Genomic DNA, 17742 nt, shown 5'->3' on the forward strand with positions numbered 1-17742 from the left:
GGCTGTTAACCAAAATAGTGGTCGGTGAAGAGGGATTCGATGGGACTTGCCGTCAAGCCCCCGACCCTCTGGTCCGCTTTTCATCAAAAGATGGATGCGCTACCAACCTGCACTATTCACACCGCTTACTGAATTAACAGAGGTGGATGTCTACCAAAATAAGTGGTCGGTGAAGAGGGATTCGAACCCCCGACCCTCTGGTCCCAAACCAGATGCGCTACCAAGCTGCGCTATTCACCGATCGTTTTGTGTTTCTTCGGAATACTTTCCGAGGGTCACCCTCTGGTCCGCTATTCCCAAGAGCCGGATGCGCCACAAACTTCGCTATTCACCGACAATGCCCGCTGCGCTGTGCGCTGCGGAGGTGGCTTATATTACTCATCCTCAGCGTAGACTCAAGTGTTTTATCACGTTTTTCATGCGTTACGGACTGATCGCTTAAAGGATCACCAAATACGGACAAATTGCGACCTTGGACACAGTTGATTTATCACGTTGCGATAACACGCCGTTCACTTGATCTGGATCATCGATGAATCCTTCACCAGTTGGCAACCTAGTATTAACTTTCATAGACATAGGAATCACAAAAATGGACTTCTGGTTAGACCTACTTTTCGGAAACGCAATTGGCCTCTCCTCAATGATCGTCATTTTTGTTGCTGTTGGCATGATCATGTTCATGGGTGGTTTCTTTGTATATAAAGCGCTTCAAGCACCAGGAACACAGTAAGTTACCCTCTCTTTTGAAGTTATTACGCCAGAGTCTTCTACCTGCTCTGGCTTTTTTTATTTCTCCCCACCTTTGTGCCATTTTCCGCCATCAGGTTTTTCTGATTTTATGTTCTACGAGACCTAATCAAAAATTCCAATTATACTGCAGCAATGCTTCACCAATCCGTAACGGCTATGAACGGTAATAATGAGTCCGATATTTTTCGGGAAATGATGGCTGATGTCTCTCCTATCGACCACGATACGGTCGAAAGAACCAGCCACCCACACAAACCTTCTGACGCACAGTTGGCCCGTCAACTTGCCGCTCAGAAGCTGTCTGATGGCGATCCGCAGTACCTATCCCTTGATTACGCTAAGATGCTTAAGCCCGATGATGTCGTTGCTTATAAACGTGCAGGTGTTCAAGATGGCGTGTTCAGAAAGCTTCGTCTCGGTAAGTACGACATCCAAGCTCGTCTAGATCTGCACAAATTCACGCTAAAAGATGCGCGTGAAGAAATTCTAAAGTTCTTAAAGCAATGCCAAAGAATGGACATTCGTACTGTGATCATCGTGCATGGGAAAGGCGAGCGATCAACCCCACAAGCGCAGATGAAAAGCTATGTCTGTCAGTGGCTTGAGCAGATCAGTGATGTTCAGTGTTTCCACTCAGCATTGCGCCATCAAGGCGGTGCAGGTGCGGTTTATGTGCTGATTAAAAAGAGTCAGGAAAAGAAACTCGAAACACGCGAACGACATCTCCATCGTCGCGGTTAATGGGTTTTGCATTCAACAACGCATAAAAAAAGGAGCGACTTTCGCTCCTTTTCTCTTTCATTCCATCGCTACTCTCGCACTGTATTCACGCGCGCACGGTATTCACACCGCTTATTGCATAAATACCACACGTGCAGCCAGCCCGATCAACACCAATCCACAAAGCCTATCGATCAACAATGCATTGTTTTTGAGCTTGTCTAGCATGCGGCTAGATGAAAGCACAAGAGCCACTATCGTGTACCACAAGCCATCAATCACAAATGGGGTTGCGACGATGATCGAGCGGCTGAGAGTATCAGTGCCAATCGACACAAATTGACTGAACAAGGCGAGAAAAAACAGCGCAAGCTTTGGATTAAGAACCGAGATCATTGCCCCGTCTCTTGCTGCTTCAAGCAAGGTGGTTTTTTCGCCTTTCTCCAATTTAGCGGCAACCCCACCCTTTGCTCGTAACGACTTGACCCCAAGCCATGCAAGATAAGCAGCTCCCGCATACGTGATAAAGGAAAATAAGGTAGGAGACTCTTTGAGCACAACGGCAAGCCCTAACAAAGTCAGCACCGCATAAAACCCCACGCCTAACGCATGCGCCCAAGCAGCAACGATTCCGTGTAAGCGACCACCAGCAAGACTATGACGAACCATAACCACTAAACTAGGCCCGGGAGACATAGCGCCTAACATGCACACCAACACTAAACTCAGCCACACCGATACACTCACTGTGCATTCTCCTTAATACCCATCACGTCGTTCAACCTACCAACTTGTTCTTGCGTCAATTCAATCATGCAACTGAGATACCCTTGACCACTTCCAGACCCTGATGCATAGCTGGCTTCCACCATTTTACATTGCGCCTCTCGCCACACGTTAAAACGAGTCACCATAAATTCCGCAGATTTAACGGCGCTTGATATTGATGAAATTTCATCCAACTTGGTAAAATGTGCGTTCAATAACGTCACGGTTTTATCCAATTGCTTTTGAGCCAGTTGCCAATGATTATCAAGACATGCTGTCACTTGAACATGATTCTCACTGGTTTTATGGCACGTCATAATAACGGAATCAGATGGCTGTGCCGTGGATGAAAAAGGTAAACACGCCAGCATGAATAAAGGCAGCCTATTAACCATCACTTCCCCTCTTTTCCGATAGCCGCCATTTTTCCTTGTGTTAACGCCAGTAAATTCGATGGCGATAATTCAATTTCTAGCCCGCGTCGACCTGCACTCACGTAAATTGTGTCGAATTGCTGCGCACTCGTATCCAATAACGTTGGAAGCTTTTTTTTCTGCCCTAGAGGGCTGATACCACCCACCACATAACCCGTGGTTTTTTCTGCTATCTCTGGATTGGCCATTTCTGCTTTTTTTGCTCCTGCTGCTTTGGCGGCTGCTTTGAGGTCAAGCTGACCCGCAACGGGAACAATGGCGACGCCTAATTTCTTTGGATCACCATTCATGGCAAATAACAGTGTTTTAAACACGCGAGCAGGGTCTTGCCCTAGTACAGAAGCCGCTTCAAGTCCGAAGTGAGTGTTGCTCGGATCATGCTCATAACTATGAACATTAAATGGAATACCTGATTTTTCAGCAAGGGTGATAGCCGGTGTCATACTCATTTCTCTCAAGCATGGCTATGCAGCGTCATATATTGGGGGAGACGGCAAAGCCTTATCAATATCGTGTTGATAATGACATAAAAAAAGGCACTGTCACCAGTGCCTTTTGATTTAGCGCGTGCTTGTTCTAGCGAAGGTTTTCGCTACAACTCACATGTCTTTAGTTATAAACAATATCGCCATTTGGCTCATACTTGTTCACATCAATCGGTGAGTTCTTCTCAAGGAAGTCTTTCAGCACTTCTGCATCAACAAAACCGGTATTGACGTTGCCAGGGTGGTCAGCGATTTTTGGATAGCCGTCACCGCCGGCGGCGTTATAGCTTGGCACAGTGAAACGGTACATCTTGCTAGAATCAAGTGGCTCACCACCAATGACGACATCGCTGACGCCTTCAGGCGTCACTGTCATAGCAATACCGTAAAACTGTGCGTAAGCGCCAGAATCTACAGGCTTCGTTGCTACCACATTCAAGTAATCAAGCACTTCAGCACCGGTCATGTCGGTGTAAGTCAGCATGTTCGCAAACGGCTGCACAGTCAGAACATCTTTATACGTTACGTCACCCGCTTCGATGGAATCACGTACGCCACCCGAGTTCATTACCGCAAAATCCGCCTTCGCACGTTCTTTGTGCGCAGCAGCGATCATGCGGCCAAGGTTAGTTTGTTGGAAACGAACCACGTTGCGATCGCCTTCCAGCTTGCCGTTAGTCTCAGCAATCTTAACGCTTAGCTTATCCTGACCTTTCTCTTGGTAAGGTTTCAGGAAGTCGTAAATCTCTTTATCTTTTGGAATTTCACTTTGGATAAAGACGCGTTTCTTCTCTCCGTTAACTTTGATTTTCTTCTTCAAGTTAACAGGGATAAGGTCATAAGAAACTAGGTTCAATTCGCCGTTACGGAATTCGAAATCCGCCTTACCGACGTATTTACCCCACTCATGCGCCTGAACAATCCAAGTGCCATTTTGGCTATCTGGCTTACACTCATCGCCCGGCTTGAACGATTTGCTGTACATGTTTGGACCTTCCATGCACACAGGTTCTTGTGAGTGACCACCCACAATCATGTCCAGTGAGCCATTATCGAGGTAACGAGCCAACGCCACATCACCCGGCGCATTCACACCGCGGTTACCATCTTCATAGTGACCCATGTGAGTCGTTGCAATGATGATGTCAGGCTTTTCGGTGGCTTCAAGCTCCGCAATCAGCTTCTTCGCTTCTGCTTTCGGGTCACGGAAATCCAACTCACCGATAAACTCTGGGTTACCGATTTTCGCGGTGTCTTCGGTGGTTAAGCCAATAACAGCAATACGTAGACCGTTCTTTTCGAAAATCTCATACGCTTGGTATTTACGCTCGCCAGTGGCTTTGTCGTAGATGTTCGCCGACAGCATAGGGAAATCAGCCCATTGCATTTGCTTTTCTAGCACGTCTAGCGAGTTATCAAATTCGTGGTTGCCCAGTGCCATTGCGTCATAACCAATCATGGTCATGCCTTTGAAATCTGGTTCTGCATCAAGCAAATCTGACTCTGGAACACCGGTGTTGATATCGCCACCAGAAAGAAGAAGTACAGATGAGCCTTGCGCTTCAGCTTCAGTACGCAGGTTATCGATCAGGGTTTTACGCGCCGCCATACCATATTCGCCATGGCGGTTATGCCAGAAACGACCATGGTTGTCGTTAGTGTGAAGAATGGTGACGTTATAGGTGGTATCTGGTTGCCAACCCGGTACAACTTCCGTTGTTTCTGTGGTGGTTGAACAGCCAGCCAGAGAGGCCAGCAGTGCAGCGCTAATTGCTGCCTTGAGAGAAAGGCGATCCTTCATGGGTGTTACCTATATTTATTGAGAACGAGGAAGTTGGCGCTAAGTCCAGCTTCTATGATGATTGAATTAGACTTTTTTCATCTTCACGAAACAGTCTAAATATATCCATCCACCATCACATTCTTCTTTCAATAAACTGCCGCCCAGATCACTGAAAAACACCCCATTGGTAGACATCTTGTACCGATAATGGGGTGTTTTAGGCGGTTATTTCACCGAGTGTTGCCCCTGCGATCTCGCAATCGCAAACGCTGCGGCTATCGCAAGAAGGAAGCAGTAATATGACTGGCCCACCACTGACAACGGTGACAATTCGAAAATAGAGCCCAGCAGCAGTGCTTGTGCACCGTAAGGCAATACGCCTTGAACGACACAAGAGAAAATATCCAACAAGCTGGCACTACGCTTGGGTGCAACATCATGCTGTGTTGACAGTTCTTTAGCCACGCCACCTGCCACAATGATGGCGACCGTATTGTTTGCCGTGCAAAGGTTGGTCAAGCTGACAAGCAATGCAATACCTGCTTCGCTGGCACGTGGAGACCCTTTTTCCGCCGCTTTGTCTGCTCGCGACATGATCAGCTTGCTGAGTTTTTCGGTGACAAAAGCAAGGCCACCCTGCTGGCGCATTAGCTCGGCCAAACCACCAATGAGTAACGACAACAGGAATATTTCCTGCATGTTGCCGAAACCTGCGTATATGTCCTGACTAAAGGTCATCACGCTGTAGCCTTCCGTTTGTGCCAAACCCACAATACCCGCGAATACGATGCCAATCGTCAGTACCACGAACACATTAACGCCATAAACCGCCAACGCCAAAATCGTCAGATACGGTAATACCGCCAACCAATCAATGCTGCCCGACACTGGTGCTTGGGTGACTTCATTAGCAAAGAAGAAGATAACCAATGCCACCATGGCTGCAGGAACCGCAATTTTCACGTTCTCGCGGAATTTATCTTTCATCTGACACCCTTGCGAGCGGGTCGCGGCAATGGTGGTATCAGAAATGATCGAAAGGTTGTCGCCAAACATAGCGCCACTCAACACCACACCCGCCATCAAGGCTGCATCCATACCTGTGCTGTCGGCGATACCGAGTGCCACAGGCGCTACCGCAGCAATGGTGCCCATTGACGTACCCATCGATGTCGCGATAAATGCCGAAATCAAAAACAGGCCCGGCAAAATGAAGCTTGAAGGGAGTACCGCTAGGCCAAGGTTAACCGTTGCATCCACGCCGCCCGTCGCTTTAGCGACTGCAGAGAAAGCACCAGCCAAGAGATAAATCAGACACATTGCCGTGATATCACGGTGTGATACGCCTTCAATGAACTGGCCAATCGCAGTGTTTAACTTATCTTTGCTCATCAATACCGCCAGCATAATTGCTGGTAGTACGGCAATTGGCGCTGGAAGTTGGTAAAAAGCGAATTCGATATTTTGGGTAGAAAAGTATACGCCAGTGCCAATAAACAGGCACAAGAACAGTCCGAGTGGCAACAATGCCAACGCTGAAGGAGTAATGTCTGATTGCTTCTGTGTCATGTCAGGTTGCATATTTTTTGTGAGATTGAACGCAGAGTAAAAGGAAACGTCCACTCCGTCAACAAATAGACGTCTAAACGTCTAAGCATTTGTATTTTCCCTTCATCCGCTCGGTCCCGCCAGTAGTGTTTTTATCGATACATTAACAATTCATCTTTATTTGAAACAAAATCAAATAATCACTTCTTTCACCTAAAGCATATCCCCTGCCAGTCGATACAGTATTCCATACCGACAATAAGAAGATTGAAAGGCCATTTGCCTTTTACTTGATTTCCCGATCGCGCTGCAAGGAACAAAACAAGATGACACTTACGCTCAAGCAAAAACTCACAGGCACCTGCCTCATAGCCGTGGTTGCTATGGCAACCATACTGTCAATATTGGCGGGTAATCAGCTATCGACTCAAACGCAACAAAGCCTTGAGTATCGTGTTAAAAGCATGTCAGAAGTGGCTAAAGTCGGATTTTCTGACTGGCTCGATGCGCACGCTACAGCCATGCAGGGCTATGTTCAAACCATGCCACATGGTGATGAGGTCAACGCGTTAGAAATGCTGCAAGTATCGGGTAAATTCGCAATGACCTTCTACGCGAAAACCGATGGCACACTGGCGCTATCGAACGGCGCAAGTGTAGACATTGACCCTCGCCAACGCCCTTGGTTTATTAAAGCGATCAAAGAAAACAAAACGATCAGCACCGAACCTTATCGTGATGCACTTACTGGCGAAACCATGGTAACCATTGCGATGCCAACTTACGTTAATGGCGAGCTTGATGGTGTGCTAGGCGGCGATATAAGTCTTCGCAAAGTGGTCAACGATTTGTCTCAATTCCATTTCGGAAAGAATGCATTTGGTATGTTGTTTAGCGATCAAGGGACGCTCATTGCACATAAGAACCCATCGTTGAACGGACAACCTGTTACCCAATACAACTCTGCACTTAACCTTCCAACGGTACGCCAAGCATTCCAAGACAGTGACCTCGTATTCTCTTCACTCAATGGCAGCGAAAAAGCCTACTTCTTTACTCAGTTACCGTCCGCGAAGTGGTTTATTGGTATTGAGTTAGACATGGACACTGAACTGGCAGCGCATGATAGCGCGGTAGCAACACTCATTATGACGAGTCTTGCCGTTGCATTAGTGGTGCTCGCTCTGTCGGTATGGCTGGTCAATGTGTTGTTCCGAGACCTAAGCCGAGTGGCTGATGCAATGGCTGAAATTGCCAGTGGTGATGCCGACTTAACACAGCGTTTGACCCCTCACAGTAACGATGAAGTTGGCCAACTTGCCCTCAACTTCAATACATTTGTGGCCAACATGCACAACATGGTTTCTCAGCTAAAAAGCGTGGGTGAAGCATTGTCGGAACAAGCCAATCATGCCGCTGATCAAGCGGGTGTCCGCAGTGCGCGCATTCGCACCCAGCAAGATGAGATCAATATGGTCGCCACGGCAATCAACCAGATGGTGGCAGCAACACAAGAAATCGCGGGTAGCGCTGAAAATACGGCCAAGCTTTCGCAAGATGCCGTTGGTTCATCAGAATCTGGTGCTTCTCAGGTGGAACAAAGCCAACAATCAATCGGCAATTTATCCGTCGAAGTTGAATCTGCGACCTCTGTGATTGCAGAGCTTCAATCTCACACGCAAAGTATCAACTCTATCTTGTCGACCATTCAGGACATTGCTGAGCAAACCAATTTGCTGGCGCTGAATGCTGCCATTGAAGCAGCACGAGCGGGTGAGCAAGGGCGAGGCTTTGCTGTTGTAGCAGATGAAGTTCGTGTACTGAGCCAGCGCACACATGATTCAACGCGTGAAATTCAATCCACCATTGAAACGCTACAAAACACCACGCGATCAGCGGTCACTATTATGGAAGGCAGCCGTCATCTCGCGACCACCAGCGTGGAAGATGCAAACAATGCAACTGATAGCTTGTCGCAAATCACTGCGTCGGTTTCTACCATCAGTGACATGGCGACACAAATCGCCTCAGCAGCAGAAGAGCAGTCACTTGTTACGCTAGAAATCACGCGCAATACTGAAGCGGTGCGCAATGCGTCTGATGAACTGGCGCAAGAAGCCAACGATGCATCACAGCAAGCCAGTGAGCTCTCGCACCTATCTAAACAGCTAAATACTGAGATCTCTCGCTTCCAGCTCTAAGACCTGCTAGAAATCGGTTAGATAACAAAAAGCCGGCATCAGCCGGCTTTTTCATTTCTTCGTTTCACCTTATTATTGCTAACAAAGCTAATTGCTAACAAGGCGTCACCGTTTTGCTTAGCGAATATCTAAATCATCAAAGCTTTTCACCAGATCATCCAGCGCTTTCATTTGCTTCAAGAACGGCTCTAGCTTGTCTAACGGCAATGCAGATGGACCATCACAACGTGCGTTATCTGGGTCTGGGTGCGCTTCAATGAATAGGCCTGCGATCTTGGTACCTAAACCTGCACGCGCCAAATCAACCGTTTGTGAACGACGACCGCCAGATGCTGCGCCTAGTGGATCACGGCACTGGAGAGAGTGGGTCACGTCAAAGATGATTGGGCTACCGTTACTCGCCTTCTTCATCACATCGAAGCCAAGCATATCAACAACCAAGTTGTCGTAACCCATGCATGAACCACGCTCACACAGGATGATCTGGTCGTTGCCACATTCAGCAAATTTGTCGACGATGTTACCCACTTGGCCCGGACTCATGAACTGAGGTTTTTTCACGTTGATAACCGAATTGGTTTTTGCAAACGCTTCAACCAAGTCAGTTTGGCGAGCAAGGAATGCTGGCAATTGGATAACATCAACCACTTCAGAAACAGGCTGTGCTTGCCAGATTTCATGCACGTCAGTGATCAATTTGACGCCAAAGGTATCTTTCAATTCTTGGAAGATTTTCATGCCTTCATCGAGGCCTGGACCACGGTAAGAATGCACCGATGAACGGTTAGCTTTATCGAACGATGCTTTAAATACGTAAGGGATACCCAGCTTTTGGGTCACTTCCGCATAATGCTCACAGATCTGCATTGCCAGATCGCGAGACTCTAAAACATTCATTCCGGCAAAAAGAACAAATGGCTTATCGTTAGCAACTTGAATATCGCCAATCTGAACTGTTTTTTGTGCTGTCATGCTACATTCCTGATTAATGGAAAATAGGGGCTTCTGCCGTCAATACTTTGACCTGCAGTTTCAATAACTCAGCGGCCGGATCATGGGGGCACTGAGCGATAAAGTATTCGTAGTCTTCCGCGGCGACCCAGTCACATTTTAACTGCTGGAAGATATAGCCGCGGTCTCGAATTTCGTAAGGGTCGTCAGGGCTGAAGGTTAACGCCAGCTCACTGCAGCGCAATGCCATCGAGTAGTTCTCTTCACGAAGCAATGCACTTTTGATCACGGCAAGCCAGCGACCAATCAGTGTCGGATTGTCACTGCCTTCAAGGTGCTCAGGCAAAAGTTGAGCGGTTGAGCCTTCTTTGCCTACCAGCCAACCGCGCAGTATACGCGGTGACAAGAACTCACCATCGAATGGGTTGATATACTGCGGCTCACGGTCAAACCAGTCAACTTTCAAAATCAACTGCGTCGGGAAGCCCACAGGCTCTAGCGGCAAATCTAAGCGGTCCGCAAAGAACAGGAAAATCGCCCCTAAACTCACAGGGATCCCTTTACGACGCTTAAGCACTTTCTCTACGAACGTATTATCGGAAGAGAAATATTGTTCGAAGTCGCCTTTGAAACCCCAGTCTTTGTAGAACAAACGAATCAAGCCTTCAAGACGAAGCTCATCGTTGGTTTCACTCGCCAACAAATGCTCGGCATCTTTGGCTAATTGCTCAAGTTCTGCTCTCACCCAATGCATGGATGTTGCAGGGTCAACAGCGGCATTCAGCGCCAGTGCGCCTTCAACCATTGTTAAAGCATCTAGTTCCTGATCTGTAAACGCGATCATTATTACCCCAACAGCTGCGGTGTTTTGCTGATAGCTAAGTTAGCGGCAGCAAAGACCCAACCTAAAGCGCCAAAGAAGGCAAACAATCTAAATAGTGTGCCTTGGCTGTAGTGAAGAGCCACATAGCCCAACGCGATATACGCTAGCACACAGGTCAGTTTTTCAGTCATCCACACCGCACTTGGCGTGAATGGAATAAAGCCAGTGATCACGATAAGCGCGACACCTGTTGCCAACAAACCTGTATCAATAATGTGAGGAACAACTTTCACCCATTTCTTTTGCAACATTTTGCTGCCCATCATGAGCCAGACAAAACGCAGGATGAATAGACTGACGCTCAAGGCGATGAACAAAAAATGGGAGTGCTTCAATGCAGCGTACATAATCCGTAATTCTCTTTTCGTTATTGATAGTGGTTTATCGATAAGTTGCCCTATCGATAATGTGTTGAGTTATGTAAGGGCAGCATCTGTAGTCAACGCTGACTACGCGATACGGCCTAAGGTCACACGATCGAGGCCAGCATAATCTTGCACGGTTTCTACGTCGCAAAATTCTGCGCCTAAAAACAGCGCTCTCACTGCTTCCCCTTGATCGTAACCATGTTCAATCATTAGCCAACCATCTTGTGCGAGATAGCGCGGGCTGTGTTGGCATATATGGCGAATATCCGCCAAGCCGTGATCGTCGGCAATCAATGCCGTTTTTGGCTCAAAACGAACATCACCTTGAGCAAGGTGAGGATCCTCTGGGTCAATATATGGCGGATTGCTGACAATCATGGTAAATGCTTGCGTTGGCACAGTGTCAAACCAACTGCTTTGCAGAAACTGGGCATTACTGATGCCATTTTCTTGCTGATTACGCTGAGCCAATGCGACCGCTTCTGGACGCAAATCAACACCGGTAACCTGAAGGTCATGACGCTCACTCGCAATCGACAGTGCAATGGCACCCGTTCCGGTTCCTAAGTCCAGAACGCTGCCTTCACCTTTCGGCAAACGCTCAAGCGCTAGCTCGACCAAACGTTCAGTATCAGGACGAGGGATCAAGGTGCTCGGCTCTACGTTTAGTCGCAGCGACCAAAAATCACGATAACCAATGATATACGCAACTGGCTCACCCAGCTGTCGACGCGCTATCAACTCATTGAACGCAGCAATTTCTTCGTCAGACAATAATTTATCTGACCACGTATACAAATAACTGCTTGGTTTATCGAGTACGTGGCACAGCAACACCGAGGCATCAATCCTCGGTGACGGACTTTGGTGTTCGGCAAGTAAATGCGCTGCTTCTCGCAGCACATTTTCAATGGTGGTTGGCATTAGTGTTGATCTGCCAACGCTGCCAGTTGGTCCGCTTGGAACTCTTGCATGATTGGATCAACCAAACAGCCCAAATCCCCTTCCATCACGTCATCCAAACGGTAAACCGTTAACGTAATACGGTGGTCTGATACACGGCCTTGCGGGTAGTTGTAGGTACGAATACGGTCAGAACGATCACCAGAACCCAACAGGTTGCGGCGTGTGCTTGCTTGCTCAGCAGCGCGTTTTTCTTCTTCCGCTTTAATCAATCGCGCAGCCAGCACTGACATCGCCTTGGCTTTGTTCTTATGCTGCGAACGCTCATCCTGACATTCCACCACAGTACCGGTTGGTAAGTGGGTAATACGAATAGCAGAATCGGTGGTGTTGACGTGCTGACCACCGGCACCTGATGAACGGAAGGTATCGATCTTCAAATCAGACGGATTGATGTCTGGGATTTCCGCTTCTGGGATCTCTGGCAAAATAGCAACGGTACACGCTGAAGTGTGAACACGGCCTTGAGATTCAGTCGCTGGTACACGTTGAACACGGTGACCGCCAGACTCAAACTTCAGGACACCGTAAGCGCCGTCACCAGAGACTCTAGCAACCATCTCTTTGTAACCGCCCTGCTCAGAGTTGTTGGCATTGATCACTTCTACACGCCAGCCTTTAGATTCTGCAAATCGGCTGTACATACGGAATAAGTCACCCGCAAAAATACCCGCTTCATCACCACCAGCACCGGCGCGAATTTCAACGAAACAGTTACGCTCGTCATTCGGATCTTTAGGGATAAGTAGCACTTGAAGCTCGTCAGTTAGGCGCTCCATTTCCACTTTGGCCGCTTTCACTTCTTCTTGGGCCATTTCACGCATTTCAGCGTCGTCTTCTTGTGCCATTTCTAGCGCTGCATCCAGATCGTCAGCAGCTTGCTTATATTGACCAAAGCACTGCGTGACCTCTTCTAGCTGGCTGTATTCTTTTGATAGCGAACGGAATCTGTCTTGATCTCCGATAATGCCAGGATCACCCAGTAAGTGTTGTACTTCTTCATAACGCTCAGCGAGCGATTCTAATTTGGCGAGAATTGATGGTTTCATAGTAAGTTTTACAACTATTTCAGGGGATCCAAACCTAAGCTCTGACGCAGCGTCTCGAGTGTACGCTCATCGCCATTTCTGGCAGCTTCCTGCATGGCCTGAGTCGGCGCATGGATCAATTTATTGGTCAGTTTATTGCTCAGCTCAGCCAGCACTTTTTGTGGGTCAGCCCCGCTAGCCAGTGCTTGTAAGCTTTTGTTGAGCAATTCATTTTTTAGTGCTTCTGAATCCGCACGGTATTGTTTAATGCTGTCCACGGCATCGCGTGAACGCATCCAGGTCATAAACCCATGGCTTTCTTCATCAACGATCGCTTCCGCTTGAACCGCAGCAGCTTTGCGCTGCTCCATGTTGCGTTCCACAATCGATTGTAAATCGTCAACCGTATACAAATAGGCGTCATTTAGATCGCCCACTTCTTCTTCGATATCTCTTGGTACCGCAATGTCGATCAGCAGCATGGGCTGATGACGGCGTGCTTTCAAGGCTTTTTCGACCATGCCTTTACCAATAATGGGCAACGGCGCGGCAGTCGAGCTGATCACAATGTCGGCTTTATGCATGTGATCGGGAATTTCTTCCAAGGATATAACTTGCGCGCCAAAAGCGTCTTCAAACGGTTTCGCCCGCTCTCTGGTTCGGTTGGCAACAATAATATTTTTGCAATCGTGCTCATACAGATGCTTGGCAACCAGTTCGATGGTTTCGCCCGCGCCAACCAATAATGCTGTCGATGTTTCTAATGATTCAAAGATCTGACGCGCCAAAGAGCATGCCGCGAATGCGACTGAAACAGCATTGCCACCAATATCCGTTTCCGTACGAACACGCTTTGCTACGGTAAACGTCTTGTGAAACAAACGCTCCAGCGGCCCGTTAATCGCATCAAACTCGACTGATTCGGCATAGGCTTGTTTGACTTGGCCAAGGATCTGAGGCTCACCCAACACTAAGGAGTCTAATCCACTCGCCACACGCATTAGGTGTTGCGCTGCAGCTTGATCGTGGTGGGTATATAAGCAAGAAAGCAGAGCTTCGCTATCAAGATGATGAAAATCACGAAGCCAATCCACCACGACGCCAGGGCTTGGCTGCTCTAACTCACAATAGATCTCAGTTCGGTTACAGGTAGACACAATCACTCCACTCTGCACAACCTGCTTTTCTTTCAGCTGGTGAAGTGCATCACGAAGTTGTTGCGGAGAAAAAGAGACCTTCTCACGCAAATCGACCGTAGCGGTCTTATGATTTATTCCGAGAACTAGCAAGCTCATTAAGCAGGGTTACCGACAGCACCAAGTGAAATCCGAGCCGTGGATTTTACGTTATGGGCTCGTCGAATAAAAGATAACATTAGTTTCCTCATCTCGCTAACAACCAGAAGTGTGACTATTTCACACCCAAATCAGTTTTTTCGTCCATTTTTTCAACAGGTAATCGACATTTAATTTTCAACGACCTTGGCACAGATAACTTTTCAAATCATGGATAACTATATTTTGATAGCCTGTCGCGGATAAGCCACTGATGATTGCAAAGAATTATCTGTATAATCGATGGCGACTGCCAAATACACGGAGTTTCACTATGTCTCGTTCCATAAGGTTTACACTAACCTTTCTGCTGGGCTTTCTGGCGCTATCAGGCTGTACGTCGATCCCTGCGCCAACCACTGAGTGGGATAACCATCAAGCCGCGCTCGAAGACATCAATAACTTTACCGCGAAGGGCAAAGTCGCCTTTATCAGTCCAGAACAGCGTGTTTCTGCCAATTTCCTTTGGAAACAGCAAGACGATGAGTTATCACTAAGACTCACCAATTTTCTCGGTACGACATTACTTACTTTAGATACCACACCCAACATGGCGGTATTAGTTGATGGTGAAGGCCAACGTTATGTCGACCGAAATGCATCAACACTGTTGCGTAACTTGACGGGCGTGGCATTGCCTGTCGACGAGATGACGCAATGGATCAAAGGCTTGCCTACAGAAAAGAACGATATCACCTTGGGAGGGGATAATCGTTTAGCGTTTCTCAGCGAAAATAACGCTGACACCAATCAACCCGGGTGGCAAGTCGAATACAGTGCGTATGACGCCAGCACAGGCAGCTTGCTTCCATCAAAAATTAAAATGAATCAGAACACTCAAAAAGTAAATTTAGTGATTTCAGAATGGATCTACCCGCAATGACTTTACCCACGAGTAACTGGCCGTCTCCCGCCAAGCTAAATCTTTTTCTGTACATCACTGGACAGCGTGAGAACGGCTACCACGATTTACAAACTTTGTTTCAATTTCTCGATTTTGGTGACACGCTCCAGATCACGCCCAATGATTCAGGCAAAATCACCTTATCGCCAGACATCGATGGCGTCACCGTCGAAGAAAACCTGATTTACCGAGCCGCTATCGCGCTTCAGTCGGCATCAGGATCAACACTCGGTGCGCACATACACGTTGAAAAGATTTTACCCATGGGCGGTGGTCTTGGTGGTGGTTCGTCGAATGCAGCCACTACGCTTGTTGCCCTCAACCACCTTTGGAATACCGAATTATCAACTGATGAATTAACACAGTTGGGGCTGGCATTAGGTGCCGACGTTCCCGTGTTTGTTCGTGGCGTCACAGCCTTCGCAGAAGGGGTAGGCGAAGTGCTTACGCCAGCCTATGCTGAAGAAAAATGGTATCTGGTCGCAAAACCCGATGTTAGTATCGCCACAGCAAAAATATTTAGTCATCCTAACCTGACGCGAAATACGCCAAAACGCGCATTAAATGCGCTATTAGCGGGAAATTACGAAAACGATTGCGAAAAGATAGTCAGAGAGTTGTTTCCAAAGGTTGATAAGGCTATTTCGTGGCTGCTAGAATACGCGCCGTCAAGACTGACTGGAACAGGTGCCTGTATTTTCGCGGAGTTCGAAAATGAGGATGACGCCCGTTTAACATTAAACAATTTGCCCGACTGGCTCACTGGTTTTGTAGCTCGTGGTGTGAACACCTCACCGCTCTTAACCACGCTAAAAGCGCAGAAACAATGAGACAGACAACACTCAATGGATACAACCCCGAGGTTTTCCACCGTGCCTGATATGAAGCTGTTTGCTGGTAATGCAACGCCTGTACTCGCCCAACGCATTGCGAATCGCCTATATATGTCACTAGGTGACGCTACCGTTAGCCGTTTTTCTGACGGCGAAGTGTGTGTACAGATCAATGAAAACGTACGGGGTAGCGACGTATTCGTTATCCAGTCAACGTGTGCACCAACCAATGACAACCTGATGGAATTGGTTGTAATGATCGATGCACTGCGTCGCGCATCTGCTGGCCGAATCACTGCAGTTATTCCTTACTTTGGTTACGCTCGCCAAGACCGCCGTGTGCGTTCAGCGCGTGTACCTATCACCGCGAAAGTTATTGCAGACTTCTTGTCTAACGTTGGTGTTGACCGCGTTTTGACTGTTGACCTGCACGCAGAGCAGATTCAAGGCTTCTTCGATGTACCTGTAGATAACATCTTCGGTACACCTGTGTTGCTAGAAGATATGCTGGCGAAGAAACTGGAAGATCCTGTCGTTGTTTCTCCAGACATCGGTGGCGTTGTACGTGCTCGTGCAACCGCTAAACTGCTGGACGACACTGATATCGCAATCATCGACAAGCGCCGCCCACGTGCAAACGTGTCTCAGGTTATGCACCTGATTGGTGACGTCGAAGGTCGTGACTGCATCATTGTTGATGACATGATTGATACCGGTGGTACTCTGTGTAAAGCAGCAGAAGCACTGAAAAACCGTGGCGCTAAGCGTGTATTCGCATACGCAACCCACGCAGTATTCTCTGGCAATGCACCACAAAACATCAAAGAATCAGTGATTGACGAAGTGATCGTTACTGACTCAATTCCGCTAAGCGCGGAAATGCAAGCAACCGGTAAAGTGTCTCAACTGACCCTGTCTGGCATGCTAGCTGAAGCGATTCGTCGCATCAGCAACGAAGAATCAATCTCAGCAATGTTCGATTCTTAATCGACACCTTGTGAGAGAAAACGCCTCGCTCTTGCGGGGCGTTTTGTTTTGTGCAGCACACTGGTGAGCGAACTCTTTGCGGCATCATTTTGAGGTCGCTCACGTATAGTGTTAGGATATGCCGCCTTTGGCGTTGGTCCTATGACCAAATCTGTTATTCAGCGCCTAACCAATGACAACAATAACAACGAGAATCTCACCGTGAGCGACCAAATTCGTCTTTTAGTGGGTCTGGCGAATCCTGGACCAGAATACGCAAAAACCCGTCACAATGCGGGGGCTTGGGTCGTTGAAGAGTTGGCACGTATTCATAACGTGTCGCTAAAGGAAGACAAAAAATATTTTGGTTTGACGGCAAGAATCAGTGTGGGTGGTGAAGATCTTCGTTTGTTGATCCCGACCACATTCATGAATCTATCCGGCAAATCTGTGGCTGCATTGGCGAACTTCTTCCAAATTAAACCGGAAGAAATCATGGTGGCTCACGATGAGCTCGACTTGCCGCCAGGTGTTGCCAAGTTCAAGAAAGGTGGTGGTCACGGTGGACACAATGGTCTGCGTGACATCATCAGCAAGATGGGCAACAACAAAGAGTTTTATCGTCTTCGCATCGGGATCGGACACCCTGGTCACAAAGACAAAGTAGCGGGTTTTGTATTAACAAAAGCCCCTGCGAACGAACAAAGTCAAATCGAGCAAGCCGCCGATGAAGCTGTACGCTGCATCGACATTCTGCTGAAAGATGATTTGGCCAAGGCGCAGAACCGCCTTCATACATTCAAGGCGCAATAATATTTTT

18 protein-coding genes and 2 tRNA genes are annotated in these 17742 nt (G+C 47.8%); 7 read left to right on the forward strand and 13 right to left on the reverse strand.

The window, feature by feature from the left end; all coding sequences use genetic code 11:
• Positions 1 to 18: 18 nt before the first annotated feature.
• Positions 19 to 124 (reverse strand) — tRNA-OTHER (locus tag Q365_RS26705).
• Between the two features lie 39 nt (positions 125 to 163).
• A tRNA-Pro gene (locus Q365_RS0112235) sits at positions 164 to 240 on the reverse strand.
• 352 nt (positions 241 to 592) lie between these two features.
• On the opposite strand from Q365_RS0112235, the gene Q365_RS26470 reads away from it, so the two are divergent.
• Positions 593 to 733 (forward strand): DUF3149 domain-containing protein, encoded by a 141-nt coding sequence (locus Q365_RS26470; protein WP_028023614.1) that lies wholly within the window; start codon positions 593 to 595, stop codon positions 731 to 733.
• 176 nt (positions 734 to 909) lie between these two features.
• Positions 910 to 1494, forward strand: a complete 585-nt coding sequence (gene smrA, locus Q365_RS0112245) for a DNA endonuclease SmrA (RefSeq protein WP_081796253.1) — start codon at positions 910 to 912, stop codon at positions 1492 to 1494.
• 111 nt (positions 1495 to 1605) lie between these two features.
• Here smrA and Q365_RS0112250 read toward each other — a convergent pair whose 3' ends face one another.
• The 5 genes from Q365_RS0112250 to Q365_RS0112270 all read right to left on the reverse strand — a co-directional run bounded on the left by Q365_RS0112250 (position 1606) and on the right by Q365_RS0112270 (position 6512).
• The gene (locus Q365_RS0112250) at positions 1606 to 2220 is read right to left on the reverse strand and encodes a LysE family translocator (RefSeq protein ID WP_028023616.1); all 615 of its coding nucleotides are present in this window, start codon (positions 2218 to 2220) and stop codon (positions 1606 to 1608) included.
• A complete protein-coding gene (locus Q365_RS0112255) occupies positions 2217 to 2636 on the reverse strand; it encodes a lysozyme inhibitor LprI family protein (RefSeq protein WP_245621549.1) in 420 nt (139 codons plus the stop codon). The genes Q365_RS0112250 and Q365_RS0112255 overlap by 4 nt, the downstream gene beginning before the upstream one ends.
• Positions 2636 to 3118 (reverse strand): Cys-tRNA(Pro) deacylase, encoded by a 483-nt coding sequence (gene ybaK, locus Q365_RS0112260; protein ID WP_028023618.1) that lies wholly within the window; start codon positions 3116 to 3118, stop codon positions 2636 to 2638. The genes Q365_RS0112255 and ybaK overlap by 1 nt, the downstream gene beginning before the upstream one ends.
• A gap of 166 nt (positions 3119 to 3284) precedes the next feature.
• A complete protein-coding gene (gene ushA / locus Q365_RS0112265) occupies positions 3285 to 4961 on the reverse strand; it encodes a bifunctional UDP-sugar hydrolase/5'-nucleotidase UshA (protein WP_028023619.1) in 1677 nt (558 codons plus the stop codon).
• A 207-nt stretch (positions 4962 to 5168) separates the two neighbouring features.
• Positions 5169 to 6512 (reverse strand): Na+/H+ antiporter NhaC family protein, encoded by a 1344-nt coding sequence (locus Q365_RS0112270; protein ID WP_028023620.1) that lies wholly within the window; start codon positions 6510 to 6512, stop codon positions 5169 to 5171.
• A 305-nt stretch (positions 6513 to 6817) separates the two neighbouring features.
• Here Q365_RS0112270 and Q365_RS0112275 point away from each other — a divergent pair, with 305 nt between their 5' ends.
• The gene (locus Q365_RS0112275) at positions 6818 to 8692 is read left to right on the forward strand and encodes a methyl-accepting chemotaxis protein (RefSeq protein WP_028023621.1); all 1875 of its coding nucleotides are present in this window, start codon (positions 6818 to 6820) and stop codon (positions 8690 to 8692) included.
• Between the two features lie 117 nt (positions 8693 to 8809).
• Here Q365_RS0112275 and kdsA read toward each other — a convergent pair whose 3' ends face one another.
• From kdsA to hemA, 6 genes are all read right to left on the reverse strand, one after another.
• Complete coding sequence (gene kdsA, locus Q365_RS0112280; RefSeq protein ID WP_028023622.1) at positions 8810 to 9664, reverse strand: 3-deoxy-8-phosphooctulonate synthase; 855 nt, start codon at positions 9662 to 9664, stop codon at positions 8810 to 8812.
• 13 nt (positions 9665 to 9677) lie between these two features.
• Positions 9678 to 10487 (reverse strand): SirB1 family protein, encoded by an 810-nt coding sequence (locus Q365_RS0112285; protein WP_028023623.1) that lies wholly within the window; start codon positions 10485 to 10487, stop codon positions 9678 to 9680.
• A 2-nt stretch (positions 10488 to 10489) separates the two neighbouring features.
• A complete protein-coding gene (locus tag Q365_RS0112290; protein WP_028023624.1) occupies positions 10490 to 10873 on the reverse strand; it encodes a SirB2 family protein in 384 nt (127 codons plus the stop codon).
• Positions 10874 to 10975: 102 nt separating this feature from the next.
• The gene (gene prmC, locus Q365_RS0112295; RefSeq protein WP_028023625.1) at positions 10976 to 11818 is read right to left on the reverse strand and encodes a peptide chain release factor N(5)-glutamine methyltransferase; all 843 of its coding nucleotides are present in this window, start codon (positions 11816 to 11818) and stop codon (positions 10976 to 10978) included.
• Positions 11818 to 12906 carry a peptide chain release factor 1 gene (prfA, locus tag Q365_RS0112300; protein WP_028023626.1) on the reverse strand — a complete coding sequence of 363 codons (1089 nt, stop codon included), beginning with the start codon at positions 12904 to 12906 and terminating at the stop codon, positions 11818 to 11820. The genes prmC and prfA overlap by 1 nt, the downstream gene beginning before the upstream one ends.
• A 14-nt stretch (positions 12907 to 12920) precedes the next feature.
• Positions 12921 to 14180 carry a glutamyl-tRNA reductase gene (gene hemA, locus Q365_RS0112305; RefSeq protein WP_028023627.1) on the reverse strand — a complete coding sequence of 420 codons (1260 nt, stop codon included), beginning with the start codon at positions 14178 to 14180 and terminating at the stop codon, positions 12921 to 12923.
• Positions 14181 to 14493: 313 nt separating this feature from the next.
• Between hemA and lolB the strand changes: the two genes are divergently transcribed.
• The 4 genes from lolB (at position 14494) to pth (ending at position 17735) form a co-directional block, all read left to right on the forward strand.
• Complete coding sequence (gene lolB, locus Q365_RS0112310) at positions 14494 to 15102, forward strand: lipoprotein insertase outer membrane protein LolB (protein ID WP_028023628.1); 609 nt, start codon at positions 14494 to 14496, stop codon at positions 15100 to 15102.
• Positions 15099 to 15953, forward strand: a complete 855-nt coding sequence (gene ispE, locus Q365_RS0112315; RefSeq protein WP_035024943.1) for a 4-(cytidine 5'-diphospho)-2-C-methyl-D-erythritol kinase — start codon at positions 15099 to 15101, stop codon at positions 15951 to 15953. The genes lolB and ispE overlap by 4 nt, the downstream gene beginning before the upstream one ends.
• Positions 15954 to 15995: 42 nt before the next feature.
• A complete protein-coding gene (locus tag Q365_RS0112320) occupies positions 15996 to 16943 on the forward strand; it encodes a ribose-phosphate pyrophosphokinase (protein WP_002542407.1) in 948 nt (315 codons plus the stop codon).
• 201 nt (positions 16944 to 17144) lie between these two features.
• Positions 17145 to 17735: an aminoacyl-tRNA hydrolase gene (gene pth, locus Q365_RS0112325; RefSeq protein ID WP_028023630.1), complete on the forward strand. Its 591-nt coding sequence runs from the start codon at positions 17145 to 17147 to the stop codon at positions 17733 to 17735.
• Positions 17736 to 17742: the final 7 nt, after the last annotated feature.

Origin of the sequence: Enterovibrio calviensis DSM 14347 (assembly GCF_000621165.1) — a bacterium.
GTDB lineage: Bacteria > Pseudomonadota > Gammaproteobacteria > Enterobacterales > Vibrionaceae > Enterovibrio > Enterovibrio calviensis.

Coding starts and splice junctions, on each gene's coding strand:
- Q365_RS26470 (WP_028023614.1), top strand. CDS start 593: ATGGACTTCTGGTTAGACCTACTTTTCGGAAACGCAATTGGCCTCTCC.
- smrA (WP_081796253.1), top strand. CDS start 910: ATGAACGGTAATAATGAGTCCGATATTTTTCGGGAAATGATGGCTGAT.
- Q365_RS0112255 (WP_245621549.1), bottom strand. CDS start 2,636: ATGGTTAATAGGCTGCCTTTATTCATGCTGGCGTGTTTACCTTTTTCA.
- ybaK (WP_028023618.1), bottom strand. CDS start 3,118: ATGACACCGGCTATCACCCTTGCTGAAAAATCAGGTATTCCATTTAAT.
- ushA (WP_028023619.1), bottom strand. CDS start 4,961: ATGAAGGATCGCCTTTCTCTCAAGGCAGCAATTAGCGCTGCACTGCTG.
- Q365_RS0112270 (WP_028023620.1), bottom strand. CDS start 6,512: ATGACACAGAAGCAATCAGACATTACTCCTTCAGCGTTGGCATTGTTG.
- Q365_RS0112275 (WP_028023621.1), top strand. CDS start 6,818: ATGACACTTACGCTCAAGCAAAAACTCACAGGCACCTGCCTCATAGCC.
- kdsA (WP_028023622.1), bottom strand. CDS start 9,664: ATGACAGCACAAAAAACAGTTCAGATTGGCGATATTCAAGTTGCTAAC.
- Q365_RS0112285 (WP_028023623.1), bottom strand. CDS start 10,487: ATGATCGCGTTTACAGATCAGGAACTAGATGCTTTAACAATGGTTGAA.
- Q365_RS0112290 (WP_028023624.1), bottom strand. CDS start 10,873: ATGTACGCTGCATTGAAGCACTCCCATTTTTTGTTCATCGCCTTGAGC.
- prmC (WP_028023625.1), bottom strand. CDS start 11,818: ATGCCAACCACCATTGAAAATGTGCTGCGAGAAGCAGCGCATTTACTT.
- prfA (WP_028023626.1), bottom strand. CDS start 12,906: ATGAAACCATCAATTCTCGCCAAATTAGAATCGCTCGCTGAGCGTTAT.
- hemA (WP_028023627.1), bottom strand. CDS start 14,180: ATGAGCTTGCTAGTTCTCGGAATAAATCATAAGACCGCTACGGTCGAT.
- lolB (WP_028023628.1), top strand. CDS start 14,494: ATGTCTCGTTCCATAAGGTTTACACTAACCTTTCTGCTGGGCTTTCTG.
- ispE (WP_035024943.1), top strand. CDS start 15,099: ATGACTTTACCCACGAGTAACTGGCCGTCTCCCGCCAAGCTAAATCTT.